We start from the raw sequence: 24,358 nt of genomic DNA, 5'->3' as shown, positions 1-24,358 counted from the left end.
CGGCTGCCCGACCGCGCCCGCCCCAAACGGAACGCACTGCTCCGCGGGTTTCCGGCAGCGTGGACGGGCCTTCCGCCCGCGGACCCGCGTCCGAGCGGGCCTCAGTGCCGCAGGATCTTGGCCAGGAAGTCGCGGGCGCGGTCGGTCGCGGGGGACGTGAAGAACTGCTCGGGCGGCTGATCTTCGAGTATGCGGCCGTCGGCCATGAAGATCACGCGGTCCGCGGCCGATCGGGCGAAGCCCATTTCGTGGGTGACGACCAGCATGGTCATGCCGCCGGCGGCGAGGTCGCGCATGACCTCGAGCACCTCGTTGATCATCTCGGGGTCGAGCGCGGAAGTGGGCTCGTCGAAGAGCAGCGCTTTGGGGTCCATGGCCAGGGCCCGGGCGATGGCGACGCGCTGCTGCTGGCCGCCGGAGAGCTGCCGCGGGTACTTCTCGTCCTGGCCGGTGACGCCGACCCGGGCCAGCAGTTCCCGGGCGCGGCGCTCGGCCTCGGCCTTGTCCCGGCCGCGCACCCTGATCGGGGCGAGGGTGACGTTCTCCAGCACGGTGCGATGCGAGAAGAGGTTGAAGGACTGGAAGACCATGCCGACGTCGGCGCGCAGCTCGGCCAGCTCGGGGCCGCCGGCCGGCAGCGGCCTGCCGTCCACGGCGACGGTCCCGGAGTCCACCGGCTCCAGCCGGTTGATGGTCCGGCACAGCGTGGACTTGCCCGAGCCGGACGGGCCGAGGACGGTCACCACCTCGCCGCGCCGCACGGTCAGGTCGATGTCCCGCAGCACGTGCAGGTCACCGAAGTACTTGTTGACGCCGCTGAGGACGATCAGTGGTTCCACGCTCTCCCGTCCGTCCCGCCCGGCCGGCGCCTGCCGGGTGCGGCGGCCGGCCGGCGCACCCGGGGGTGCGGTCAGCCCAGCACCCGGCTGACCAGCGTATCCCGCTCGGTCTGCGGGATCGCGGTCCACCGCATGCCCCGCAGCGCGCCTTCCAGCGCCAGCAGGGTGTGGGTGCGGGCGTCCTCGGGCAGCTCGGGCCGGATCTTCTCGAAGGCCCGGCCCGAGCCCAGGCGGCGCAGTTCGCCCGCGTCGCCCACGCCGGCGCGGCGCAGCCGGTCGGCGAGCACGGCCCCGATGTTCGGAAGCTGCTGAAGGGAGTCCACGTCGTGCCTCCGGTGCGAAGCTGGTGGATGAGGGAGCGTCAGGGTGTGGTGGGTATCCCCGTGGCGCCATCATGCACCGGGCGCGGGGCGGCGCCGCCCGTTCCGGGCTGACACGCCCGTGGCGGTCCCCCGCCGTGGTGAGGACGGTTCACCCCGCCAGGTCCCCGGCCCGCTCCGGGTCCACCTCCAGGTCCACCACCACCGGGGCGTGGTCCGAGGCGCCCTTGCCCTTGCGCTCCTCGCGGTCCACGTACGCGTCACCGACCGCCTTGGCGAAGGTCTCGTTGCCGTAGACGAGGTCGATGCGCATGCCCTTGTTCTTGGGGAAGCTGAGCTGGCGGTAGTCCCAGTAGGTGTACGGCCGGTCGTACTTCAGCGGGCGCGGCACCACGTCGCTCAGGCCGGTCCCGCGCAGCGCGGCCAGCGCCTCCCGCTCGGCGGGGGTGACGTGGGTCTGCCCCTCGAAGAACGCCGGGTCGAAGACGTCCTCGTCGGTGGGTGCCACGTTGTAGTCGCCGAGGATCGCGAAGGGGCGCGGGCCGGCCGCGTCCGCGGACACCGCCGCGGTCAGCGCCTCGAACCAGGCGAGCTTGTAGCTGTAGTGCGCGTGGCCGATCTCGCGGCCGTTGGGCACGTACACCGACCAGACGCGGACCGGGCCGCAGGTGGCGGAGACCGCCCGCGGCTCGGTGGCGCCCTCGTAGCCCGGGTCGCCGGGCAGGCCGAGGACCACCTCGTCCAGGCCCACCCGGGATATCACCGCCACCCCGTTCCACCGCCCGTCGGCGTTGACCGCCGCCTCGTACCCCAGCTCGCGCAGCTCCGCGGCCGGGAACTGCTCGGCGGTGCACTTGGTCTCCTGGACGCACAGCACGTCGGTGCCGCTGCTCTCCAGCCAGGCCAGCAGCCGGGGCAGGCGGGCGGTGATGGAGTTGATGTTCCAGGTGGCGATCCGCATGTCCACCAACCTAGCGGTTGGGTCCGACAATCCCGGTTCAGGTCCCGGTTCAGGTCCGTTTCAGGACCCGGTTCGGGCCCGTTTCGGAGCCCGGTTCGGGTCCCCTTCCGGGTCCGGGCTCAGGCCTCGTCCGGGAGCTGCTCGCCGGGGGCCAGGCGGACGTGCTCGGCGCCGCCCAGGGCGCCGATCTGCATGTCGTAGATGGGCCGGGCCAGCTCGGTGAGCAGGGAGTCGTGCACGTCGACGGCGCGCCGCGGGTTGACCGCGCGGACGTAGTCGATCACCTCGGCGATCTTGTTCCAGGGCGCGTGCACGGGCAGCAGCAGGGTGTCGATCCGCTGCCCGGGCACGGTCAGCGCGTCGCCGGGGTGGAAGACGGAGCCGTCGACCAGGTAGCCGACGTTGGTGATCCGCGGGATGTCGGGGTGGATGACGGCGTGCAGCTGCCCGTACACCTGGACCTCGAAGCCGGCCGCGGTGAAGGCGTCGCCCTCGCCGACGGTGTGCACCCGGCCCGGGAAGGCGGCCGAGACCTGGTCGGCGACGCTGGCCAGGGTCCACAGCTCGGCGGCCGGATTGGCCTCCAGGCCGGCCCGCAGCCGGTCCTCGTTGAAGTGGTCCAGGTGCTCGTGGGTGACGAGGACGGCGTCGGCGCCGACCGCCGCGTCCTCCTCGCTGAAGGTGCCCGGGTCGATGACCAGGGTGCGTCCGTCCTTCTCCAGCCGCACGCAGGAGTGCCGTTTCTTGGTCAGCTTCATGGCGCCCATCCTGCCCCCCGCCGTCCCGCCGGTCCTCACGCCCCTCCGGTCTCCTCCTCGATCGCGGTCCGCGCGGCCGCCAGCGCGGCCCGGGCGGCGGGCAGACCGCAGTAGAGGGCTGTATGCAGCAACGTTTCCTCGATCTCGGCCGGGGTCAGGCCGCTGCGCAGTGCGGCCCGGGTGTGGCCGGCCACCTCGGCGAGCTGCCCGCTCGCGGTCAGCGCGGTCAGCGCGACCAGGCTGCGGGCCTTGCGGTCCAGGCCCGGGCGGGACCAGGTCTCGCCCCACGCCCAGCGGGTGGCGAACTGCTCGAAGTCCCCGCCGAACCCGCCGCCCGCGGAGGCGGCCGCCGCCGCGTCCGCCTCGCCCAGCAGGTCCCGGCGCAGCCGCAGCCCCTCCTCGTACCGGTCCGGTACGGGGACCGCGGCCGGCGGCGGGACGGCCGGGCGCGGCGGCACCGGCGGCGGCGCCGGGGCGAAGGGGACGGGCGGGGTGCGCTCGGCCCAGGCGCTCTCGAAGTGCCGCAGCAGCAGGTCGCCGACCGCGCTCGGCTCCTCCACCGGCGCCAGGTGCCCGGTGGCGGGCACCACCGCCAGGCGCGCGTCGGGGATGCCGGCCACCAGCAGCCGGGCGTCGGCCGGCGGCGTCTCGGTGTCGTCGGCGCCGGCCACCACCAGGGTCGGCACGCTGATGCTGCCCAGCGAGTCGCGGATGTCGAAGGCGGCCAGGGCCTCGCAGGCGGCCACGTAGCAGGCCGCGTCCGTGGTGCGGACCATCTGCACGGTCCACTCCACGATGGCCGGCTGGGTGGCCAGGAACGCCTCGGTGAACCACCGCCCGGGGGTGGCGGTGGCGGTACGGTCCAGCCCGCCCGCCCGGACCACCACGCCGCGCTGCCGCCAGGTGTCGGAGCTGCCGTACCGAGCGGCGGCCGAGACCAGGGCGAGCGCGGCGACCCGGTCCGGCCGCAGCAGGGCCAGCCGGGCGCCCACGGCCGCGCCCAGTCCGCAACCGGCGTAGCCGAAGGTGTCGATGCCCTCGTCGTCGAGCACGGCCAGCAGCCGCCGGGCCAGGTCGTCGACCGAGGAGGCGGCTTCGGCCGGGGCACCGCCGTGCCCGGGCAGTTCGTACCGCAGGAGCCGCCAGGTGTCGCCCAGCACGGGCAACTGGCGGTCCCACATGTGCCAGGTGGCGCCCAGCGCCGGTCCGAGCACCAGCACGGGTGCGTCGTCCGGGCCGTCGAACCGGTACTGCAGCGGCGGCTGCAGCAGGTCCTCGTACGCGTCGTCGTACCCGGTGTCGAACCCGGTCTCTTCGGTTGCCTCGCTCATCGCCTCACGCTATCGAGTGAACCGGCCGTGGCGTCAGCCGCCCTCGAAGCCGTGCTGGAAGTTGACAGTGGACACCACATACACGACCGGGGCCTCGGGGTTGTTCAGGTCCACGGTGATGTCGTGGTCGGGTTTGTCGCCGACCTGGTGCAGGTGTTCCCCGGCGAAGGCCCGGCCGGCCGGGAAGCTCCAGCCGGCGGCGCGGGCCTGGGCGGCCGAGATCGCGACCTCGCCGTCGGTCAGCGCGGAGCGGCTGGTGCCGATCTGGGCGAGGAAGGTGTCCAGGCCGCCGGCGCTGGTGGTGAACTGGCAGTAGAAGGAGCTGCGGTCCCAGCTGTTGGTCTCCATGTACGCGTCGCCGACCGTGCCGTCGGGGATCGGCACCTGGTAGATGCGGCGCAGCAACTGGCTGGGCACCTCCGGGAGCATGTGCTTGGCGGCGGCCAGCGCCTCCTGCTCGGCGCCGCCGTCCCGGCTCTGGTCGGCGGAGATGAGCACGTAGCCGAGCGGGACCAGGATCAGCAGCGGCACCACGATCCAGCGCACCCAGCGCGGCGGGGTGCGCGGCGGCGGGTCGGTGTCGGTGGTCGCGTCCGGCGCGGTGGGGTCGCCCGGCCCGGCCGGGGGCGCGGCGGCGGGTGGTTCGCCGCCGGAGGAGTCGTCGCCTCCCCTGTCGTCGTCGGTGGGACCGCCGGTACCGAGGTCGTCGGCGGTGACATCAGGGGCGACGTCGGGGGTGAGGGTCTCGGTGCCGAGGTCGTCGGCGCGGTGCGGGGTCGTCGTCACGAGTCGGCCGCCTGGCGTCCGTAGGCCCAGCCGTAGCGCTCGTAGCGCTCCACGCGGCGCCGGTTGGCGCGGCGGAACCTGCGGGCCACCAGCCGGGCCAGGTCCGCGGCGCCGACCATGCCGGCCTCCGGGCCGAGTTCGGCGCGCACTATCCGGGCCTCGGGCCGGTAGCCGCGGCCGGTCAGGGTGCGCCGGAAGGCGTCCCGGGCCGGGGCGATCAGCAGGTCGTCGGCCGCGCTGACACCGCCGCCGATGACGAAGCAGGACGGGTCCAGGGCGGCGGCCAGGTTGGCGATGCCGACGCCCAGCCACTGGCCGATGTCCTGGAACAGCTCCACGCACATCGCGTCGCCCTGCCGGGCCAGTTCGGTGATCAGCGGCCCGGTGATGTCGCGGATGCTGCCGCCGACCCGGTCGATGATCCCGTACGCCACCGGGGAGTCGGCGGCGGCCAGTTCGCGGGCCTCGCGCACCAGGGCGTTGCCCGAGCTGTACTGCTCCCAGCAGCCGCGGTTGCCGCACGGGCAGCGGTGGCCGCCGGGCACCACCTGCATGTGGCCGAACTCACCCGCCACCCCGAAGCGGCCGCGCTTGACCCGGCCGTCCTCCAGTATGGCGCCGCCGATGCCGGTGCCGAGGGTGATCATCACCAGGTCGGGCTCGCCGCGGGCCGCGCCGAACCGCCACTCCGCCCAGGCGGCGGTGTTCGCGTCGTTGTCGACCATGACCGGGACCAGCAGCCGCTCGGCGAGCCGGTCGCGCAGCGGCTCGTCCCGCCAGGCCAGGTGCGGGGCGAACAGCACCCGGGAGCGGTCGGCGTCCACCCAGCCGGCGGCGCCGATGCCCACCGCGTGCACGTCGTGCCGCTCGGACAGGTCCAGCACCAGCTCCACGATGGTGTCCTCGACCACCTTGGGGCTCTTGGACTTGTCCGGGGTCTCGGTGCGCAGCTTCTCCAGGATGTTGCCGTCGGCGTCCACCACGCCGGCCATCACCTTGGTGCCGCCGATGTCGATGCCGACGGTGGGGACGCGGGGGGCGGACAGGTGCGAACGGCGCTCACGGCGGTCCGTGCCGCGGGCGGCGTTGAGGTTCCGCCACACCGTCGCCCTGGCGGCACTGGTGCGGTAGACACGTTCACGATTGGCACTCAAGCGGTGGTCTCCGGGTCGGTGGCGGCCACGGGTCCGGTGGCGGCCGGCGTGCGGCTCAGCTCATGGGTCAGTTCGTCCAGCTCGCTGCCCCCGGACATCTGCCGGGTCAGCGCGTCCAGCGTAATGTCCTTCTTCAGGTGGCTGCCCGCCATGGCGCCGCGCTTGAGGAGGACGAATCGGTCTCCGACCAGGTAGGCGTGGTGCGGATTGTGCGTGATCAGCACCACGCCGAGCCCCGCGTCGCGCGCGGCGGCCACGTACCGCAGCACCATTCCGGACTGCCGTACGCCCAGCGCCGCGGTGGGTTCGTCCAGCACCAGCACTTGGGCGCCGAAGTGGACGGCCCGCGCGATGGCCACGCACTGCCGCTCGCCGCCGGACAGGGTGCCGATCGGCTGGTCCACGTCGCGCAGGTCGATGCCGAACCGCAGCAGCGCGGTGCGGGTGGTGGCGCGCATGGTGGCCACGTCCAGGCGGCGCAGCGGCCCGCGGCCCTTGACCGGCTCGGAGCCGAGGAAGAAGTTCCGCCACACCGGCATCAGCGGCACCACCGCGAGGTCCTGGTGGACGGTGGCGATGCCGTGGTCCAGGGCCTCGCGCGGCGAGGCGTGCCGCACCGGGGTGCCCGCGACGGTGTAGGTGCCGGAGTCGTGCGGATGCACCCCGGCGATGATCTTGATCAGGGTGGATTTCCCCGCGCCGTTGTCGCCGAGGACACAGGTGACCTCTCCGGCATGCACGTCCAGGGATACGTCCCGCAGCGCCAGGACGTTCCCGTACGCCTTGGACACGCCGCTGAGCGCGACGAGGGGTCCTTGTGGTTCCTCGGGCGTGTTCTGATCTTGAGCAGTCATCGGCCGGCCTCCGCGCGGCGGCGTACGAACGTGTTGAGGAGGGTCGCGAGCAGCAGCATGGCGCCGAGGAAGAACGTGAACCAGTCCGGGTTCCACTGCGCGTAGACGATGCCCTTGCTGGTGACGCCGAAGATGAACGCGCCGACCGCCGAGCCGACCGCGCTGCCGTAGCCGCCGGTCATCAGGCAGCCGCCGATGACGGCCGCGATGATGTACAGGAACTCGTTGCCGACGCCCTCGCCGGACTGCACCACGTCGAAGGAGAACAGCAGGTGCTGCCCGGAGATCCAGGCGCAGAAGGCGACGGCCGTGTAGAGCCCCACCTTGGTGCGCGCCACCGGGACGCCGACCGCGCGGGCCGCCTCCGGGTTGCCGCCGGCGGCGAAGATCCAGTTGCCGGCCCGGGTGCGCAGCAGCACCCAGGTGGCGACCACCACCAGGCCGAGCCACCACAGGATGGTGACCTGGAGGTCGACCGAGCCGATGGTCCAGTGCGAGGCGAACAGGTCCCGGCAGGTGGGAAAGCCCTGCATGTCGCCGATGTGCTTGGTCGACACCGTGCCGCTGATCAGCTTGGTCAGGCCCAGGTTCAGGCCACTGAGCATCAGGAAGGTGCCCAGCGTGATGATGAAGCTGGGCAGCTTCGTGCGCACCAGGAGGATGCCGTTGAACGCGCCGAGCGCCAGGGTGACCAGCAGCGAGACGCCGACGCCCACCCAGGTGTTCGCCGTCATCTGGTAGCTGAACATCGAGGACACCAGCGCGGAACTCGTCACCATGACGCCGGCCGACAGGTCGAACTCGCCGCCGATCATCAGCAGCGCCACCGGCACCGCCATGATCCCGATGGTGGAGGAGGCGTAGAGCACCGTGCCGAGGCTCGCCGCCCGCAGGAAGGGGTCGGCGACCACCGAGAAGAACACGAAGACGGCCGCGGCGCCGGCCACCGCGCCGAGTTCGGGCCGCCGCAGCAGCCGGCGGGCCAGGGACTGCGCGGCCGTCGGTTCGACGTCCGCGGTCAGGGCGGTCACCGGGTGCCCCGCTGGGTGTACGAGAGCAGGGCCGCGGCGTCGTCCTTGGTGACGATCTGCGGGCCGGTGAGGACCGGCTGCCCGCCGCCGAGCATGTCGCCGTTGTAGCGGTACAGCCACAGCAGGTCGACCGCCTCGTAGCCCTGGAGGTACGGCTGCTGGTCGACGGCGAAGCCGATGGTGCCGTCCTTGAGGGACGCGGCGACCTGGGCGTTGAGGTCGAAGGTGTCGATCTCGGCGTGCGAGCCGGCCTGTTGCTTGGCCTTGGCGGCGGTGGCGGCGAAGGGCGCGCCCAGGGTGACCACGGCGTCGATGGACGGGTCGGCCTGGAGCTTGGCCTCGAGGGCGGACTGCACGTCGGGCATGTTCGTGCCGTTGACGTAGAGGTCGTCCATCCGGCCGGAGAAGGCGGACTTCGCGCCCGCGCAGCGCTGTTCGTGGCCGACGTTGCCCTGCTCGTGCAGCACGCACAGGGCGTGCTTGCGGCCGCGCCGGGTGAGTTCGTCGCCGACCGCCTTGCCCGCGACCGTCTCGTCCTGGCCGATGTGGGCGAGCGCCCCGAAGCTCTTGGACTGCTCGGACCCGGAGTTGATGGTGATCACCGGGATGCCGGCCTTCTCCGCCCGGCCGACCACGTCCTTCATCGCGTCGGGCTTGGCGAGGGTGACGATCAGGCCGTCCACATGGCTGTCGATCGCGGCCTGCACGAGCTGGGCCTGCTGGTCGGCCTGGTCGCTGTTGGAGTACACGAACTTGATGTTGTCCTTGGCCGCGGCCTGCTTCGCGCCGCTCTGCACGATGTCCCAGAAGGTGTCGCCGGCGCCGGAGTGGGTGACCATGGCGAAGGTCCAGTGCGGGGTGTTCACGGCAGAGCCGTTCGCGGCCAGCCGCTTCGCCCGGTCCTCGGCCCGCTTGCCGCCGGTGCTGCTGCACCCCGCGAGGGCCGTGGCGCCGAGCGCCACGGCCAGCACCGCGCCGAGCAACCGGGCCGGCCTGCCCGGCCCCGTCCGCCGCTTCCTGAATCCGGATCCGCCCGCCCCTGGTTTCGCCACTGGCCCCGCCTCTCCGTGCCGTCCGCCGTGCCTGACTGCCGGCGCTGATGTGCCGATGTGCTGGTGTGCTGGTGTGCTGTCGATGTGCTGGCGTTGCTCCCGGGAAGGGTGTGCAACGAGGTGTAGCGCACCCTCTCGGCGGCCCACGGCATCCGTCAAGGGGGCGTGTGTGTCGACGGCGCGTGATCGACCTCGAGTGCAGCGAACGCTTGTTCGGTGACGGAGACCGTGGCACCGTGACGGACCATGACGGCGGCGGACTTCCCCCAACAGCTCGTCCGGACCCGGCGGTTCGCACTGGGGGTGCCGGGCGGGTTCACCGTCACCGGGGACGGCCGGGCCGTGCTCTTCGTGCGCGAACGGGGCGGGGACGACCCGGTGGGGTGCCTGTGGCGACTGGACCTGGCGTCGGGGCGGGAGCGGGTACTGGCCGATCCCCGGCGGTTGGGCGAGGCGGCGGGCCGGGGGATCACGGGCTACGCCACCGACCGGGACGGCCGACTGGCCGTATTCGCGCTGGGCGGCGCGGTGTGGGCGGTGGACGTGGATACGGATGTGGATGCGGCTCCGGACGCGGCCGGCGGGTGGCCCCGGCGGCTCACCGCGGCCGAGGGCGCGGCGGACCCGCGGCCCGACCCGGCCGGGCGGCGGATCGCGTACACCTGCCGGGGTCAGCTGCGGGTGCTGGACACCGAGGGGTCCGCGGGAAACGGCCGGGCGCTCGCGGTGCCGGACGGCGACGCGGTGTGCTGGGGCATCGCCCCGGACGCCCCGCGCGGGCACTGGTGGGCGCCGGACGGCAGCGGGCTGCTGGCCGCCCGTACGGACGCGGCGGCGGTCGCCCTGTGGCACCTCGCCGAGCCGGCCGGGCCCGGCACTCCCCCGCGCACGGTGCGGTACGCGGCGGTCGGCGGCGCGCTGCCCGCCGTGACGCTGTGGCGTCTCGGCCTCGACGGCATCCGGGTCGAGGCCCGCTGGGACCGGGACGCGTTCCCGTACCTCCCGGACGCCGGCTGGGACGCGCACGGCCCCTACGCGCTCGTGCAGTCCCGCGACCAGCGCGTGGTACGCCTGCTCACCATCGGGCCGGACGGCGGCACGGCGGTGGCGGCCGAGCTGCGCGACGAGCGGTGGGTTCACCTGGTGCCGGGGCTGCCGGCGCGCACCGCGGCGGGGGCGCTGGTCTGGCACGTCGACCGGGCCGGCACCCGGTACCTGACCGTGGCCGGAACCGCCGTCACCCCGCCGGGGCTGCACCTGCGCGAAGTGCTCGGTGTCGAGGGCGAGGACGTACTGTTCACGGCCACCGACAGGCGGGAGCCGCGCGAGACGCACCTGTGGACGTACGCCCCCGGCCGCGGCTCGCGGCGGCTGAGCGTGGAGCCCGGGGTGCACACGGGGGTGCGCCGCGGCACGACCCTGGTGCACACCGCCACGGGTGCGGACCGGCCGGGCGGGCGGACCGTGGTGCGGCGCCCGGGCGGGCGGCCCGTGCCGGTACGGTCGTCGGCCGAGGAGCCGCTGCTGCGGGTGCGGGCCACGGATCTGGTGCTCGGGCCGCGTGAGCTGCGCACGGCGCTGCACCTGCCGTCCTGGTACGGCCCCGGCGACGGCCCGCTGCCGGTGCTCGCCGACCCCTACGGCGGCCCCGGGCGACAGCGGGTCACCGCCGGGCCCGACTGGCGATCACTGGTCTCGCAATGGTTCGCCGAGCACGGCTTCGCGGTCCTGGTGGCCGACGGGCGGGGCACCCCGGGGCGTGGGCCCGAGTGGGAACGGGCCGTGCACGGCGACCTGTTGGGGCCGGCCCTGGAGGACCAGGTGACCGCCGTGCGCGAGGCCGCCCGGCTGCGCCCCGAGCTGGACCCGGGCCGGGTCGGTATCCGCGGCTGGTCGTTCGGCGGATCGCTGGCGGCCTGGGCGGTGCTGCGCCGCCCCGACGTCTTCCACGCGGCGGTGGCCGGCGCGGGCGTCACCGACCAGCGCCTCTACCACGCCCGCTGGCGCGAGCGCTTCCTCGGCGATCCCGACGAGTACCCGGAGCGCTACGAGGCCGCCTCCCTGCTCCGGGCCGCCCCGGCCCTGACCCGCCCGCTGCTGCTGGTCCACGGCCTGTCCGACGACCGGGTCCATCCCGCCCACACCCTGCGCCTGTCCGCCGCCCTCCTCGCCGCCGGCCGCCCCCACGAAGTCCTGCTCCTCCCGGGCGCCGGCCACCAAGCCCTCGGCACCCCGGCCGCCGAACACGTCCTGACCCACCAACTCCACTTCCTGCGCCGCCACCTGGGCACCGCGGCACCGTAATCCGACGCCCGGGTCCACCCCGCACGCACCCTGCGGCTCTCCGCCGCCCAGCTCACCGCCGGCCGCCAGGCCCTGGGCACCCCGGCCGCCGAACACGTCCTGACCCACCAACTCCACTTCCTGCGCCGCCACCTGAGCACCACGGCACCGTAGAAGGACCCGGCACCCGCACCCCTCCCGCGCCGCGGCGCCGTAACGCGACCCGGAACCCGTAGAACGACCCAAGACGCGCGCTGCCGTACCGTCCCAGCGGCGACTCCATCGAGGACCCAGGACCGCAGACGCAGGACCCGCGGCCGATGACACGCTGAGCCCTGATCGGGGATAAAGGACGTATGGATTCCGCCCTGGTCGACGCCTATCTGAAGCACCTCGGGGCCGAGCGGCCCGCCGTCGCGGACGAGGGGGCGCTGCGCGCACTGCACGAGCGGCACCAGATCGTCGTGCCGTTCGAGAACCTGTCGATCCATCTCGGGCAGGACATCGTGCTGGAGGAATCGGCGCTCGCCGCGAAGATCACCGGCGGGCGGGGCGGCTTCTGCTACGAGCTCAACGGGGCCTTCGGCGGGCTGCTGGGGGCCCTGGGGTACGGGGTGTCGCTGCTGGCGGCGCGGGTGTTCGGGGACGGCGGGCGGCTCGGGCCGCCGTACGACCACATGGCGCTGCGGGTGACCGGCGCGGACGGCGGCGGCCCGTGGCTGGCCGACGTGGGGTTCGGCCGGCACAGCCGGCATCCGCTGCGGTACGACGAGCGGGGCGACCAGCACGACCCGGCCGGGGTGTTCCGGATCGAGGAGACCGACGCGGGCGACCTGCGGGTGCTCAGGGACGGCGCGCCGCAGTACCTGCTGGAGCAGCGCCCCCGCGAGCCGGCCGACTTCGAGGCGACCTGCTGGTGGCAGCGGACCTCGCCGGCCTCCCACTTCCGCCGCTCCCTGGTGTGCTCCCGGCTGACCGAGGACGGCCGCGTGACGCTCGGCGGCCGCACCCTGGTGATCACCGACAGCCAGGGACGCGAGGAACGCACCCTCGCCCCGGACGAGGTGCTGCCGGCCTACCGCGACTACTTCGGGATCGCCCTGGAGCGCGAACCGGTCGTGGCGCCGCTCGACGGCTGACCCGCTACACGCCCCACTGCTCGCGCACCGAGGCGAAGAAGCCGTGGAAGCCGGGGAAGGTCTTCTTCACGCAGCCCGGGTCGTCCAGGGTGGTGCCGGGGGTGCGCAGGGCGGCCACGGAGAAGCTCATGGCGATGCGGTGGTCGCCGTGGCAGGCGATCTCGGCGGGGACCGGGGTGCCCGGGCGGATCTCGATCCAGTCGCGGCCGGTGGCCACGTCGATGCCCTGGCGGCGCAGGTTCTGCGCGCACGCCTCCAGCCGGTCGCACTCCTTCACCCGGGTGTTGTAGACGTCCTCGATGCGGACCGGGCCGTCGGCGAAGGGCGCGATCGCGGCCAGCGTCGGCATGGTGTCCGAGATGTCGCGCATGTTCACGGTGAGGCCGGACAGCCGGCCGGTGCCGGTGACCGTGGTGGCGTCCGCGCCGACCTGCACCTCGGCTCCCATCCGGCGCAGCACGTCCACGAAGGCGAGGTCGCCCTGGAGGGCGTCCGCGCCCAGGCCCGGGACGGTGGCGGTGCGGCCGGTCAGCGCGGCGGCGGCGAAGAAGTAGCTGGCGGTGGAGGCGTCCGGCTCGATGGGGTAGTCGGTGGCGGTGTAGCCGCCGGGCGGCACCGTGAAGCCGTCCGCCTCGCGGATCACCTCCACCCCGAAGCGGCGCATCATCGCCAGGGTGATCTCCACGTAGGGCACGGAGACGATGCCGGTAACGCGGATCCGCAGGCCCTCGGCCATCAGCGGGCCGGCCAGCAGCAGCGCGGTGAGGAACTGCGAGGACAGGCTGGCGTCCAGGTCGACGGTGCCGCCCTTGATGCCGCCTGCCCGGACGGTCAGCGGCAGGTGGCCGTCGGCGTCCTCGTACGTCAGGTCCACGCCGAGCGCGCGCAGGGCGTCGCCGAGCGGGCCGACCGGGCGGCGGCGCATCTGGGCGGAGGCGTCGAAGCGGTACGTGCCGGTGCCGGCGGCGGCCAGCGCGGGCAGGAAGCGCGCGGTGGTGGCCGCGTCGCGGCAGTAGACGTCGGCCTGCGGGTGCGCCGGGCCCTGCGGGCGGCCGTGCACGGTCCACGCCTCCGGCTCGCGCTCGACCCCGTAGCCGAGCGCGGTCAGTGCCTCGGCGAAGCCCTCGGTGTCGTCGGAGACCAGCGGCCGGCGCAGTACGGTCGCGCCGTCGGCTGCCGCCGCGAGGAACAGCGCCCGGGCGGTCACGGACTTGGAGCCGGGTACGGCCACGATCACTGGTTCCTCCGCCGGTGCTGGTTCGGTTCTCCGGCGGAGTCTACGGGGATCGCGCAAGCGGCGATCTCAGAAGCTCACGGGCAGCGTGTGGACGCCGCGCATCAGCGGCCCGGGGCGCCAGCGCAGGTCCCGCGGGGGCACCGCGAGGGACAGGTCCGGGAAGCGGGTGAGCAGGGCGGCGAAGGCCACTTTGGCCTCCAGGCGGGCCAGCGGGGCGCCGAGGCAGTAGTGGATGCCGTGGCCGAAGGCGAGGTGGCCGCCGGGCGGGCGGCGGATGTCGAAGGTGTCGGCTTGCGGATAGCGGCCGGGGTCGCGGTCGGCCGCGGCCAGGACGACGCCGACGACCTGGTGGGGCGGAATCACGGTGCCGCCGATCTCCACCGGAGCGGGCGTGAAGCGCCAGGTGGCGGTCTCGACCGGGCCGTCGTAGCGCAGCATCTCCTCCACCGCGCCGTCCAGCAGGGACAGGTCGGCGCGCAGCGCGGCGAGTTGTTCGGGGTGGCGGAAGAGGGCGAGCAGGCCGTTGCCGATGAGGTTGACGGTGGTCTCGTGGCCGGCGACCAGCAGCAGGAAGGCCATGCCGATGAGTTCGCCCGCCGAGAGCCGGTCGCCGTCCTCGTGGCGGGTGCGGATGAGGGCGCTGAGCAGGTCGTCGGCGGGGCCGGCGCACCGCTTGTCCTCGATGAGGTCGGACAGGTAGGCGTGCATCGCGGAGGCCGCGTCGCCCTCCTCTTCGGCGCCGGCCGCGCCGCCGACGACGGCCTGGGACCAGCGGCGGAAGCGGGCCCGGTCCAGGTCCGGGACGCCCAGCAGGTCGCAGATGACGGTCATCGGCAGCGGGAAGGCGAACTCCTCGATCAGGTCGGCGGTGCCGTGCTCGGGCAGCGCGGCCAGCAGGTCCGCGGTGACCCGCTCGACGCGCGGCCGCATGGCCTCCACCCGGCGGGCGGTGAACTCCCGGGCGACCAGCTTGCGCAGCCGGGTGTGCACGGGCGGGTCGCTGTCCAGCATGTTCGCGGAGAGCGGGTAGTCCTGCGAGCCGGCGAGCACGGACTGCCAGTCCTTGCGCAGCCGCGGGTCGGCCAGCGCGGCGCGGGCCTCGGCGTACCCCACGACCAGCCAGACGTCGCCGGTGTACGGCGTGCGCACCCAGTGCACCGGCCCCTGCTCGCGCAGCGCCGCGTAGAAGGGGTACGGGTCGGCGGTGAAGTCCTCGGCGTGGGCGGTGAGGTCCACGGGCGGGCTCATGGGCACGGTGTCCTCCTCGGTCGTGCTGCGGCCCGGACCGGGCCGGAGGGTGCCGGCCGGGGTGCGGCTCAGGCGATGTCCGCCAGCCGGCCCAGGAGTTCGGTCAGCCGCTTGGTCACCGTCTCACGGTCGCCGTCGGTGAGCGCGGAGCCCATGCCGACCGCGACCGCGCCGGCGGCCACCCAGTCGGGGGCGGCGGACAGCGTGATGCCGCCGATGGGCAGGACGGCGGCCTGCGGGATGATCGCCTTCACGTCGGCGACCCAGCCGGGGGCGTAGGCGGTGGCCGGGTAGAGGGTCAGGGCGTCGGCGCCGAGTTCCATGGCCCGTACGGCCTCGGTGGGGGTGGCGACGCCGGGGAAGACCGGCACGCCGTAGCGGTGGCCGGTGCGCAGCACCTGTTCGTCCAGGTTGGGCGAGAGCAGGAACCGCGCGCCGGCCTCTATCGCGAGGCGCGCGGAGACCCCGTCCAGTACGGTGCCGGCGCCGATCACCGCGTCGTCGCCGACCTCGCGTACCAGGGTGGTGACCGCCTCCAGCGCGAACGGCGTGGTCAGCGATATCTCCAGGGTGGTCAGCCCGGCCGACAGCAGGGTGTCGGCGGTGGCGGCGGCCTGGTCGTAGCTGTGGCTGCGGATGGTGGCGAAAACCCGCTGGGCCAGTGCGGCCCGGGTGATCTCCCAGCGGTACACGGCGGTGCGCCACCTTCCGGTCGGTCCTGTGCACGGGTCGTGCTCCGCCGAAAAGTCGTGCGGGCGGCGATGCACGGGATGAGCACGCTACCGGCAGCGTCTGCCGGTAACGGTCCAGGACGCCACAGCTGTAGCCGCACCGTGACATGAGAGGAGCATGAGACCCGGGGCCGCCGGGAGAGCCCCCGGCCGCTGGATGCTGCTTACCCCATGTTCGAGGAGAACAGGCCACCGGTCGGGCCCTGTTTGTCGCCGCCCTGGTGCTTCTTGAGCGCGTTGGACAGGCCCTCGATGGTCATGGACTGGAGGATCACCCGGCCGTTGCCCTCCAGGGTGGCCAGCGACAGGCCCTCGCCGCCGAAGACGGCGTTCATGATGCCCTGCCGGTTGAGGCCGCCGATGCGCTGCACGCCGTACTGGATGCCCTCCTCGAAGGCGACGATGCAGCCGGTGTCGACCTCGATGCGGCCGCCGAACTCGGCGGGGTTGAGGTCGATGAAGTTGCCGGCGCCGGCGATGATCACGGTGCCGTGGCCGGTGAACTTCTCCAGGATGAAGCCCTCGCCGCCGCTCATGCCCTGCCGGCCGCCGGCGAAGGCGATGCCGAACTGCACGGTGTCCTCGGCCGCGACGAAGGCGTCCTTCTCGGCGAACCAGGCGCGCGAGCCGGACAGCTCCAGGGCGCGCATCTCGCCGGGGAGCACGCCGGCGAAGCCGACGGTGCCCTCGCCGCCGGAGGCGGTGAAGTACTGGAAGGCCAGCGACTCGCCGGCCAGGGCGCGCTGGCCGACCTGCATCGCGGTGCCCATGGCCTGGCGCAGGAAGCCGCCCATGCCGCTGCCCTGCTGGCCGGGGCCGGCGGCGCCGCCGGCCCGCGGGGCGCCGCCGAGCCGGGTCTCCATGGTCACGTTGGAGGTCTTGAAGAGGAACTTGCCCGCCTCGCAGTACACCGTCTGGCCGGGCTGGAGGGTGCAGACGGCCATCTGCATGGCGTTGCCGACGATCTGCTGCTGCAGGGTCACCGCAGGACTCCTAGGTGAGGTTGTGCCAGGCCGTGAACGGCGCGCGGTCCCGGTGTGCGGGACGCGCCGCCTGTGTCAACGTACCGCCCGTGCCACACGGTTCCGAACGGTGTCCGGATTGTCGCGTCCGTCGCCGTCCGGGGACGGCGCGGGGAGCCGTACCACCCGCTCGCCGCCGGTCTCCAGGAAGCGGGCCAGCGGGAGGGTCGCGGCGCCCACGGTGACCGCGTCGGGGCCGAGCCGGCCCAGTTCGATGGAGGTCTGGGCGCAGGGGTGGCGCAGCGCGTAGGCGGCGGCGACCTCGCGGACGGTGGGCAGCAGGCGGGGGCCGAGCAGCAGTCCGGCCCAGCCGCCGATCACGATCCGCTGCGGGTTGAACAGGTTGATCAGGTCGGCGATGCCGGCGCCGAGGTATTCGGCGGCCTCGGCGAGCAGGGAGGTGGCGGCCGGGTCCTGGTCGGCGGCGGCCAGGAGCGCGGCCAGGCCCGCCTCCTCGCTCTGCCCGTGCGGCGCGGCCGGCCAGCGGGCCAGCAGCGCCTCGGCGCCCACGTACGCCTCCAGGCAGCCGCGCGACCCGCACCGGCAGGTGCGCCCGCCGACCCGCAGGGTGGTGTGGCCCCACTCGCCGGCGCTGCTGGTGGCGCCGTGGAAGGGGCTGCCGTCGGCGACCACCGCGGCGCCGACGCCCGAACCGATCAGGGCGATGACGACATTCCGGGCGCCGCGCCCGCCGCCGAACCACATCTCGGCCTGGCCGAGCGTCTTGGCACCGTTGTCGATGTAGAGCGGCAGCGCGGTGCCGGCCCGCAGCAGCCGCCCGAACGGGACCGCGTCCCAGCCGATGGTCTGGCCGTGCACGACCACGCCGTCGCCCTCGCCGGGCACGCAGTCGCCCTGCTCGACGATGCCGGGCACGCCGACGCCGACGCCCAGCACCTCGCGGTCGTCGATGCCGGCCTCGCGCACCACCGACTCGATGCCCTCGAGGGCGAGCCGCACCACGTGATCCACGTCGTGGCCGCTGTCGGACAACGGCAGGTCGTCCGACGCGAGTTCGGTCAGCGCGAGGTCGAACAGCTCGACCCGGACCCGGGTCTCGCCGACGTCCACGCCGACCACGTAGCCGTAGCCGGGCGCGACTTGCAGCAGGGTGCGCGGCCGTCCGCCGTCGGACTCGACGGCACCGGCCTCCTCCACCATGCCGTCGGCGATGAGCTCGCCGACCACGTTGCTGATCGAGCCGGCGCTCAGCCCGGTGTCCCGGCCGAGCTCCTGGCGGCTGAGGGGGCCTTCGAAATACAAATGACGCAGAAGCGATGCCCGGTTGCCGCGCCGCAGGTCACGCACGGTCCGCTTGCCCCGCTCAGCCATCGCTGCTCCCTCCCAGCCCGTCCCGCGTGAATCTAGCGCTGCACAAGGTCTTGACGCCACCTTTTCTCACAAGTTAAATCACGGCCTGAATTAAGCACAGGCGCTGTTCAACTCCTGAAGCGACCCGAGCGACCACCCCACAGCGATCCCACCCCCTGAGAGGGAACCGGCATGCGCAACTCCAGCACATCGAGCAGACTCCTCGCGGCCACCGCCCTCGTGGCCGCGCTCGGTCTGACCGTCGCGGGCTGCAGCAGCAGCAGCGACAGCGGCAAGAGCAGCGGCGGCAAGAGCAGCTCCAGCAGCGGCAGCCTCGCGGGCACCACCATCACCTACTGGGCCTCCAACCAGGGCACCAGCCTGGACAACGACAAGCAGGTGCTGACCCCGGAGCTGAACAAGTTCACCCAGCAGACCGGCATCAAGGTCAAGCTGGAGGTCATCGGCTGGGCCGACCTGCTGAACCGCATCCTGGCGGCCACCACCTCCGGTGAGGGCCCCGATGTGCTGAACATCGGCAACACCTGGTCCGCCTCCCTCCAGGCGACCGGTGCACTCATGCCGTGGGACGACGCCGCGTTCACCAAGATCGGCGGCAAGAGCCGCTGGGCCCCCGCCTCGATCGCCGCTGCCGGTGCGGCCGGGCAGGACCCCGCCGCGGTGCCGCTGTACTCGATGGCGTACGGGCTCTACTACAACAAGAAGATGTTCGCGGACGCCGGGATCGCGAACCCGCCCAAGACCTGGGACGAGCTGGTCGCCGACGGCAAGAAGCTGACCAAGAACGGCCACTACGGCCTGGCGGTCGAGGGCGGCAACGGCTCGGAGAACATCCACCACGCCTTCGTGCTGGCCAAGCAGCGGGGTTCGGACTGGTTCGACTCCTCCGGCAAGGCCACCTTCACCACCCCGGCCAACGTCGCCGCGGTCAAGCAGTACGTGGACTTCGTCGGCGCCAACGGGATCGCCGCCAAGGGTGACGCGGAGTACGCGCAGAACCAGACCATCACCGACTTCGCCACCGGCAAGGCCGCGATGATGATGTGGCAGTCCGCCGCGACCTCCATCAAGGCGCACGGCATGACGCCCGACCAGTACGGCGTGGTGCCGGTGCCGACCCAGACCGCCAACCCGACCGGAGACGCCGCGGTGACCTCCATGGTGGCCGGCATCAACCTGGCGGTGTTCAAGAACACCAAGCACCAGGACGCGGCCGTCCAGCTGGTGAAGTTCCTGACCAGCACGCCCGAGCAGAAGATCCTCAACGGCACCTACGGCTCGCTGCCGCCGGTCACGGAGGCGCAGAGCGACCCGGCCTTCCAGACGCCGGACCTGAAGGTGCTCGGTCAGGTGCTGTCCACCTCGGCGGCCCCGCTGCCCCAGGTGCCCAACGAGAGCCAGTTCGAGACGCTCGTCGGCACCGCGGTCAAGAACCTGTTCGCCGACGCGGCGGCCGGCAAGGACGTGTCGACGGACACCGTCAAGGCCGAGCTCGACAAGGCGCAGCAGCAGATGCCCGCCTCCTGATGAGGATCGTCTGAATGACTGCCACTGCGCCTCCCCGCAGCGCCCCCGAGGCCGGCCCCTCCGGCGGCAAGTCCGCCGGCGGGGGCCGGCTCCGGCTGCGTGTGCCCACGAAACTGCGCCAGATCGGGCTGCCGTACCTCCTGCTGCTGCCCGCCCTCGCGCTCGAACTGCTGATCCACATCGTGCCGATGGTCTTCGGCATCGTGATCAGCTTCAAGAAGCTGACCCTCTTCTACATCAGCCACTGGAACCAGGCGCCCTGGGCCAACTTCGACAACTACCACACGGCGATCAAGTTCAATCAGCCCGTCGGCCAGGCCCTGCTGCACTCGTTCTGGGTGACCTGCGCCTTCACCGTGCTGTCGGTGGGACTTTCCTGGCTGATCGGCACCGCCGCGGCGATCCTGATGCAGGACTCCTTCCGCGGCCGTGCCCTGCTCCGCGCGATCTTCCTGGTGCCGTACGCGCTGCCGGTCTACGCGGCCGTCATCACCTGGACGTTCATGTTCCAGCAGGACACCGGCCTGGTGAACCACGTGCTGCACGACCAGTTGCACCTGACGTCGAACAAGCCGTTCTGGCTGATCGGCGACAACAGCTTCTGGGCGCTGCTGACCGTGTCGGTGTGGAAGTCCTGGCCGTTCGCGTTCCTGGCCCTGATGGCCGGCCTGCAGAACATCCCGCGTGAGCTCTACGAGGCCGCGGCGATGGACGGCGCCGGCATCTGGCAGCAGATCAGGCGGATCACCATGCCCTCGCTGCGGCCGGTGAACCAGGTCCTGGTGCTGGTGCTGTTCCTGTGGACGTTCAACGACTTCAACACCCCGTACGTGATGTTCGGGCAGTCCGCGCCGAAGCAGGCCGACCTGATCTCCATCCACATCTACCAGTCCTCCTTCGTCACCTGGAACTTCGGCTCGGGCTCGGCCATGTCCGTGCTCCTGCTGCTGTTCCTGCTGGTGGTGACGGCGGTGTACCTGCTGCTGACATCGAGGAGGCGCAGCGATGCCGATGCTTAGGACCCCCGAGCAGGCCTCGCCGATGGCGTCGCCGAAGTCCTTCATCTGGACCCGGCGGATCGTGCTGACGCTGCTGCTGCTCTTCGTGCTCACACCGGTGTACGTGATGCTCAGCTCGTCCCTGAAGAGCCTCCAGGACGTGCAGGGCTCCTTCAAGTGGATACCGAGCAGCTTCAGCTACCACCCGTACATCGACATCTGGAAGACCGTCCCGCTCGCCCACTACTTCCTCAACTCGCTGATCGTGTCGGTCAGCGCGACGGTGTTCTCGGTGGCCGTGGCGATCTTCGCCGCGTACGGCGTCAGCCGCTACCGGTTCCCGGGCCGGCGGATCTTCACCGTGACGGTGCTGTCCACCCAGATGTTCCCCGGCATCCTCTTCCTGCTGCCGCTGTACCTGATCTTCGTCAACATCGGCAACAACACCGGGATCCACCTCCAGGGCAGCCGGCTGGGCCTGATCATCACCTACCTGACCTTCTCGCTGCCCTTCTCCATCTGGATGCTGGTCGGTTACTTCGACTCGATCCCGCGCGACCTCGACGAGGCCGCGAAGGTCGACGGCTGCGGCCCGTTCGGGGCGCTGTTCCGGGTCGTGGTACCGGCCGCCGTGCCCGGCATCGTGGCCGTGTGCGTGTACGCGTTCATGACCGCGTGGGGCGAAGTGCTCTTCGCCTCCGTCATGACGAACTCCAGCACCCGAACACTCGCTGTCGGCCTGCGGGAGTACGCCACCCAGAACGACGTGTACTGGAACCAGGTCATGGCCGCATCGCTCGTGGTGAGCGTGCCGGTGGTCGCCGGATTCCTGCTTCTCCAGCGTTACCTCGTCGCCGGGCTGACCGCCGGCGCCGTCAAGTAACCCCACCGAAAGGTAACTTGTGAACGACCTGAGCGCTCTTCCCGCCGATTTCGCCTGGGGTGCGGCTACCGCCGCCTACCAGATCGAGGGCGCGGTGGACGAGGACGGCCGGGCCCCGTCCATCTGGGACACCTTCTCCCACACTCCCGGCAAGGTTGTAGGCGGCGACACCGGCGACGTCGCCTGCGACCACTACCACCGCTGGCCCGAGGACCTGGACCTGATGAAGGCCCTCAACCTGGACACGTACCGGTTCTCCATTGCCTGGCCCCGGATCGTGCCCCAGGGGGCGGGTGCCGTAAACGCATCCGGACTGGCCTTCTACGACCGGCTGGTGGACGCACTGCTGGAGGCGGGCATCACGCCCAACGCCACGCTCTACCACTGGGACCTCCCCCAGGCACAGCAGGACCGCGGCGGCTGGCCCGAGCGGGAGACCGCCGAGCGGTTCGGCGAGTACGCGGCCGTGGTCGCCCAGCACCTGGGCGACCGGGTCAAGGACTGGGCGACCCTCAACGAGCCGCTGTGCTCGGCGTGGATCGGCCACCTCGAAGGCACCATGGCGCCGGGCTGGACCGACCTGACGGCCGCGGTCCGCGCCTCCTTCCACCTGCACCTCGGCCACGGCCTGGCGGTGCAGGCCCTGCGGGCGGCCCACTCCGACCTGCGGATCGGCATCGTCAACAACCTCAGCCCGTGCGAGCCGGCCACCGACCGCGAGGCCGACGTCGCCGCGGCCCGGCGGGCCGACGGCCACACCAACCGCTGGTGGCTGGACCCGATCCACGGCCGCGGCTACCCGCAGGACATGGTCGAGCTGTACGGCGTCGACATGCCGATCCGGGACGGCGACCTGGAGCTGATCTCCGCGCCGCTGGACTGGCTGGGCCTGAACTACTACTTCCGGCAGGTCATCACCGACGACCCGACCGGCCCGGCGCCGTACGCCAAGATGGTGTACGTGCCGGGCGTGCGCCGCACCGCGATGGACTGGGAGGTCAGCGCGGACGGCCTGGAGCAGCTGCTGGTCCGGCTGCACGAGGAGTACAACGTCCCGAAGATCTTCGTCACCGAGAACGGCTCGGCGTACGCGGACACCGTGGGCCCCGACGGCCAGGTGGACGACCCGGAGCGGGTGCAGTACCTGGAGGAGCACCTGGCCGCCTGCGCCCGCGCGGTCAAGCAGGGTGTGCCGCTGGCCGGTTACTACGCCTGGTCGCTGCTGGACAACTTCGAGTGGGCGTACGGCTACGACAAGCGGTTCGGCCTGGTGCACGTGGACTACACGACCCAGAAGCGCACCGTGAAGGGCAGTGGCCGCAAGTACGCGGACATCATCGCGGCTCACCGCCGCCGGGCGCGCCGCGCGGCCTGACCCGCCTGCGCCTGTGCCTCCTGCGCCCGGGCGCCGATTCAGCTCCCGCCGGCCGGCCGTTCCACGAGCCGGCCGGCGGGCTGTTTCATGACGGCGCCGTGCTCGGCGACCGGCCGGCCGCGCAGGTAGGTGGCGCGGACCACGCCGTGCAGGGTGCGTCCGGCGTAGGCGGTGACCGGGTTGCGGTGGTGCAGCGCGGCCGGGTCCACGGTGAAGGTCTCCTCCGGCGCGAACACCGCGAAGTCGGCGTCCCGGCCCGGCGCGATGGCGCCCTTGCGGTCCAGGCCGGCCAGCCGGGCCGGGCCGGCGGACATCCAGCGGGCCACGTCGGCCGGGGTGTGACCGCGGCGGCGGGCCTGCGTCCACACCGCCGGCAGGCCGAGCTGGAGCGAGGAGATGCCGCCCCAGGCGGCGGCGAAGTCGCCGGTGTCCTTGTGCTTGAGGTCGATGGTGGACGGCGAGTGGTCGGAGACCACGCAGTCCAGGGTGCCGTCGGCCAGTGCCTGCCACAGCAGGTCCTGGTTGGCTGCCTCGCGGATCGGCGGGCAGCACTTGAACTCCGTGGCGCCGTCCGGGACTTCCTCCGCGGTCAGGGTCAGGAAGTGCGGGCAGGTCTCCGCGGTGACCGGCACCCCCTCGGCCCGGGCCCGGCGGATCAGCGGCAGGGCGCTCGCCGAGGACAGGTGCAGGATGTGGGTCCGCGCGCCCAGCCGCCGGGCCAGGTCGATCACCTGGGCCACCGCGGTGTCCTCGGCGGCCGGCGGGCGCGAGGCGAGGAAGTCGGCGTAGGCGGGACCGGCCTTCTGCGGGGCCGCGTCGATGACTCCCGGGTCCTCGGCGTGCACGATCAGCAGCCCGCCGAAGGACGCCAACTCGGTCATGGCCGCCGCGAGTTCGTCCCGGCCGAGCGGCGGGAACTCGTCCACGCCGGACGGCAGCAGGAAGCACTTGAAGCCGAAGACGCCCGCCTCGTGCAGCGGGCGCAGGTCGGCGAGGTTGCCGGGCACCGCGCCGCCCCAGAAGCCGACGTCGGTGTGAACGCGGCCGCGGGCGGCGTCCCGCTTGACCGCGAGGTGGGCCGCGGTGGTGGTGGGCGGGACGCTGTTGAGCGGCATGTCGATCAGGGTGGTGATGCCGCCGGCCGCGGCCGCCGCGGTGGCCGTGGCGAAGCCCTCCCAGTGCGCGCGCCCGGGGTCGTTGACGTGGACGTGGGTGTCGACCAGGCCGGGCAGCAGGACGTCGTCGCCGAGTTCGGTGAGCACGGCGCCGGGCGGGACCGGGGCGTCGTGCGGCAGGACCGCGCGGATCGTCCCGCCGCCGACGGCCACGCAGGCCGGCCGTTCCCCCTCGGGGGTCACCACCCGGGTCGAGCGCAGCACCAGGTCCGTCACGGCGTCCGGCACGGGCGAACCTCCAGCGTCGTGGCGCCTCGGGTCGCGCCGGTTTCGCGCGTCGCGGCACCTTCCGGGGGCATGTTCAACGGTCTGTTGAAGGACA

The 24,358-nt window shown here is 72.8% G+C and carries 22 protein-coding genes; 6 read left to right on the top strand and 16 right to left on the bottom strand.

The genetic code is table 11. The annotated features are described in order from the left end of the window. Window positions 1–101 precede the first annotated feature (101 nt). The 10 genes from ITX44_RS21265 to ITX44_RS21220 form a co-directional block, all read right to left on the bottom strand. Window positions 102–839 (bottom strand): amino acid ABC transporter ATP-binding protein, encoded by a 738-nt coding sequence (locus ITX44_RS21265; RefSeq protein WP_307795408.1) that lies wholly within the window; start codon window positions 837–839, stop codon window positions 102–104. Between the two features lie 71 nt (window positions 840–910). Beyond that, window positions 911–1,162, bottom strand: coding sequence for a TfoX/Sxy family DNA transformation protein (locus ITX44_RS21260; protein ID WP_205358876.1), 252 nt, complete (start codon window positions 1,160–1,162; stop codon window positions 911–913). 148 nt (window positions 1,163–1,310) lie between these two features. Continuing rightward, a complete protein-coding gene (locus tag ITX44_RS21255; protein ID WP_205358875.1) occupies window positions 1,311–2,120 on the bottom strand; it encodes an exodeoxyribonuclease III in 810 nt (269 codons plus the stop codon). Between the two features lie 119 nt (window positions 2,121–2,239). Continuing rightward, on the bottom strand, window positions 2,240–2,878 hold the full coding sequence (locus ITX44_RS21250; RefSeq protein WP_205358874.1) for an MBL fold metallo-hydrolase: 639 nt from the start codon (window positions 2,876–2,878) through the stop codon (window positions 2,240–2,242). Window positions 2,879–2,913: 35 nt separating this feature from the next. Beyond that, complete coding sequence (gene pcaDC / locus ITX44_RS21245; RefSeq protein ID WP_205358873.1) at window positions 2,914–4,209, bottom strand: bifunctional 3-oxoadipate enol-lactonase/4-carboxymuconolactone decarboxylase PcaDC; 1,296 nt, start codon at window positions 4,207–4,209, stop codon at window positions 2,914–2,916. A 33-nt stretch (window positions 4,210–4,242) separates the two neighbouring features. After that, entirely contained in the window at window positions 4,243–4,995 is a 753-nt protein-coding gene (locus ITX44_RS21240; protein WP_236061190.1) for a hypothetical protein, read from the bottom strand. Then, window positions 4,992–6,149: an ROK family glucokinase gene (locus tag ITX44_RS21235; protein WP_205358872.1), complete on the bottom strand. Its 1,158-nt coding sequence runs from the start codon at window positions 6,147–6,149 to the stop codon at window positions 4,992–4,994. Before ITX44_RS21235 ends, ITX44_RS21240 begins: the two co-directional genes overlap by 4 nt. Beyond that, a complete protein-coding gene (locus tag ITX44_RS21230) occupies window positions 6,146–7,003 on the bottom strand; it encodes an ATP-binding cassette domain-containing protein (RefSeq protein WP_205358871.1) in 858 nt (285 codons plus the stop codon). Before ITX44_RS21230 ends, ITX44_RS21235 begins: the two co-directional genes overlap by 4 nt. Next, window positions 7,000–8,034 (bottom strand): ABC transporter permease, encoded by a 1,035-nt coding sequence (locus tag ITX44_RS21225; RefSeq protein ID WP_205358870.1) that lies wholly within the window; start codon window positions 8,032–8,034, stop codon window positions 7,000–7,002. Before ITX44_RS21225 ends, ITX44_RS21230 begins: the two co-directional genes overlap by 4 nt. Further along, the gene (locus ITX44_RS21220; RefSeq protein WP_205358869.1) at window positions 8,031–9,017 is read right to left on the bottom strand and encodes a sugar ABC transporter substrate-binding protein; all 987 of its coding nucleotides are present in this window, start codon (window positions 9,015–9,017) and stop codon (window positions 8,031–8,033) included. The genes ITX44_RS21225 and ITX44_RS21220 overlap by 4 nt, the downstream gene beginning before the upstream one ends. Window positions 9,018–9,332: 315 nt before the next feature. On the opposite strand from ITX44_RS21220, the gene ITX44_RS21215 reads away from it, so the two are divergent. Together ITX44_RS21215 and ITX44_RS21210 are read left to right on the top strand one after the other, a co-directional pair. Continuing rightward, the gene (locus tag ITX44_RS21215) at window positions 9,333–11,390 is read left to right on the top strand and encodes a S9 family peptidase (protein WP_205358868.1); all 2,058 of its coding nucleotides are present in this window, start codon (window positions 9,333–9,335) and stop codon (window positions 11,388–11,390) included. A gap of 335 nt (window positions 11,391–11,725) precedes the next feature. Further along, window positions 11,726–12,508 carry an arylamine N-acetyltransferase family protein gene (locus tag ITX44_RS21210; protein ID WP_205358867.1) on the top strand — a complete coding sequence of 261 codons (783 nt, stop codon included), beginning with the start codon at window positions 11,726–11,728 and terminating at the stop codon, window positions 12,506–12,508. Window positions 12,509–12,512: 4 nt separating this feature from the next. On the opposite strand, the gene aroA is transcribed toward ITX44_RS21210, so the two are convergent. The 5 genes from aroA to ITX44_RS21185 all read right to left on the bottom strand — a co-directional run bounded on the left by aroA (window position 12,513) and on the right by ITX44_RS21185 (window position 18,078). Next, a complete protein-coding gene (aroA, locus tag ITX44_RS21205; RefSeq protein WP_372440964.1) occupies window positions 12,513–13,742 on the bottom strand; it encodes a 3-phosphoshikimate 1-carboxyvinyltransferase in 1,230 nt (409 codons plus the stop codon). Between the two features lie 69 nt (window positions 13,743–13,811). Then, window positions 13,812–14,993 carry a cytochrome P450 family protein gene (locus ITX44_RS21200; protein ID WP_205358865.1) on the bottom strand — a complete coding sequence of 394 codons (1,182 nt, stop codon included), beginning with the start codon at window positions 14,991–14,993 and terminating at the stop codon, window positions 13,812–13,814. Window positions 14,994–15,061: 68 nt separating this feature from the next. Then, complete coding sequence (locus ITX44_RS21195) at window positions 15,062–15,685, bottom strand: bifunctional 4-hydroxy-2-oxoglutarate aldolase/2-dehydro-3-deoxy-phosphogluconate aldolase (RefSeq protein WP_205358864.1); 624 nt, start codon at window positions 15,683–15,685, stop codon at window positions 15,062–15,064. Window positions 15,686–15,888: 203 nt separating this feature from the next. Continuing rightward, window positions 15,889–16,707: an AIM24 family protein gene (locus ITX44_RS21190; RefSeq protein WP_205358863.1), complete on the bottom strand. Its 819-nt coding sequence runs from the start codon at window positions 16,705–16,707 to the stop codon at window positions 15,889–15,891. Between the two features lie 75 nt (window positions 16,708–16,782). Further along, a complete protein-coding gene (locus ITX44_RS21185) occupies window positions 16,783–18,078 on the bottom strand; it encodes an ROK family transcriptional regulator (protein WP_205358862.1) in 1,296 nt (431 codons plus the stop codon). A gap of 171 nt (window positions 18,079–18,249) precedes the next feature. On the opposite strand from ITX44_RS21185, the gene ITX44_RS21180 reads away from it, so the two are divergent. Genes ITX44_RS21180 through ITX44_RS21165 form a run of 4 tightly spaced genes read left to right on the top strand, consistent with a single transcriptional unit; the run spans window position 18,250 to window position 22,861 of the window. After that, window positions 18,250–19,605: an ABC transporter substrate-binding protein gene (locus ITX44_RS21180; protein WP_205358861.1), complete on the top strand. Its 1,356-nt coding sequence runs from the start codon at window positions 18,250–18,252 to the stop codon at window positions 19,603–19,605. A gap of 14 nt (window positions 19,606–19,619) precedes the next feature. Further along, on the top strand, window positions 19,620–20,624 hold the full coding sequence (locus ITX44_RS21175; protein ID WP_205358860.1) for a carbohydrate ABC transporter permease: 1,005 nt from the start codon (window positions 19,620–19,622) through the stop codon (window positions 20,622–20,624). After that, complete coding sequence (locus ITX44_RS21170) at window positions 20,611–21,486, top strand: carbohydrate ABC transporter permease (protein ID WP_236061189.1); 876 nt, start codon at window positions 20,611–20,613, stop codon at window positions 21,484–21,486. Before ITX44_RS21175 ends, ITX44_RS21170 begins: the two co-directional genes overlap by 14 nt. 19 nt (window positions 21,487–21,505) lie before the next feature. Beyond that, on the top strand, window positions 21,506–22,861 hold the full coding sequence (locus ITX44_RS21165; protein ID WP_205358859.1) for a GH1 family beta-glucosidase: 1,356 nt from the start codon (window positions 21,506–21,508) through the stop codon (window positions 22,859–22,861). Window positions 22,862–22,899: 38 nt separating this feature from the next. Here ITX44_RS21165 and allB read toward each other — a convergent pair whose 3' ends face one another. Then, complete coding sequence (gene allB, locus ITX44_RS21160) at window positions 22,900–24,264, bottom strand: allantoinase AllB (protein ID WP_205358858.1); 1,365 nt, start codon at window positions 24,262–24,264, stop codon at window positions 22,900–22,902. Window positions 24,265–24,358 lie beyond the last annotated feature (94 nt).

This window comes from Actinacidiphila acididurans, assembly GCF_016918855.1.
Lineage (GTDB): Bacteria > Actinomycetota > Actinomycetes > Streptomycetales > Streptomycetaceae > Actinacidiphila > Actinacidiphila acididurans.
This window is presented reverse-complemented; position numbering and strand designations above follow the sequence as displayed.

Excerpts from the sequence above, each read along its gene's own strand:
- ITX44_RS21200 (WP_205358865.1), bottom strand. The coding sequence starts at position 14,993 with ATGAGCCCGCCCGTGGACCTCACCGCCCACGCCGAGGACTTCACCGCC.
- ITX44_RS21210 (WP_205358867.1), top strand. The coding sequence starts at position 11,726 with ATGGATTCCGCCCTGGTCGACGCCTATCTGAAGCACCTCGGGGCCGAG.
- pcaDC (WP_205358873.1), bottom strand. The coding sequence starts at position 4,209 with ATGAGCGAGGCAACCGAAGAGACCGGGTTCGACACCGGGTACGACGAC.
- ITX44_RS21180 (WP_205358861.1), top strand. The coding sequence starts at position 18,250 with ATGCGCAACTCCAGCACATCGAGCAGACTCCTCGCGGCCACCGCCCTC.
- ITX44_RS21215 (WP_205358868.1), top strand. The coding sequence starts at position 9,333 with ATGACGGCGGCGGACTTCCCCCAACAGCTCGTCCGGACCCGGCGGTTC.
- ITX44_RS21250 (WP_205358874.1), bottom strand. The coding sequence starts at position 2,878 with ATGAAGCTGACCAAGAAACGGCACTCCTGCGTGCGGCTGGAGAAGGAC.
- ITX44_RS21175 (WP_205358860.1), top strand. The coding sequence starts at position 19,620 with ATGACTGCCACTGCGCCTCCCCGCAGCGCCCCCGAGGCCGGCCCCTCC.
- ITX44_RS21185 (WP_205358862.1), bottom strand. The coding sequence starts at position 18,078 with ATGGCTGAGCGGGGCAAGCGGACCGTGCGTGACCTGCGGCGCGGCAAC.
- ITX44_RS21170 (WP_236061189.1), top strand. The coding sequence starts at position 20,611 with ATGCCGATGCTTAGGACCCCCGAGCAGGCCTCGCCGATGGCGTCGCCG.
- ITX44_RS21255 (WP_205358875.1), bottom strand. The coding sequence starts at position 2,120 with ATGCGGATCGCCACCTGGAACATCAACTCCATCACCGCCCGCCTGCCC.
- ITX44_RS21230 (WP_205358871.1), bottom strand. The coding sequence starts at position 7,003 with ATGACTGCTCAAGATCAGAACACGCCCGAGGAACCACAAGGACCCCTC.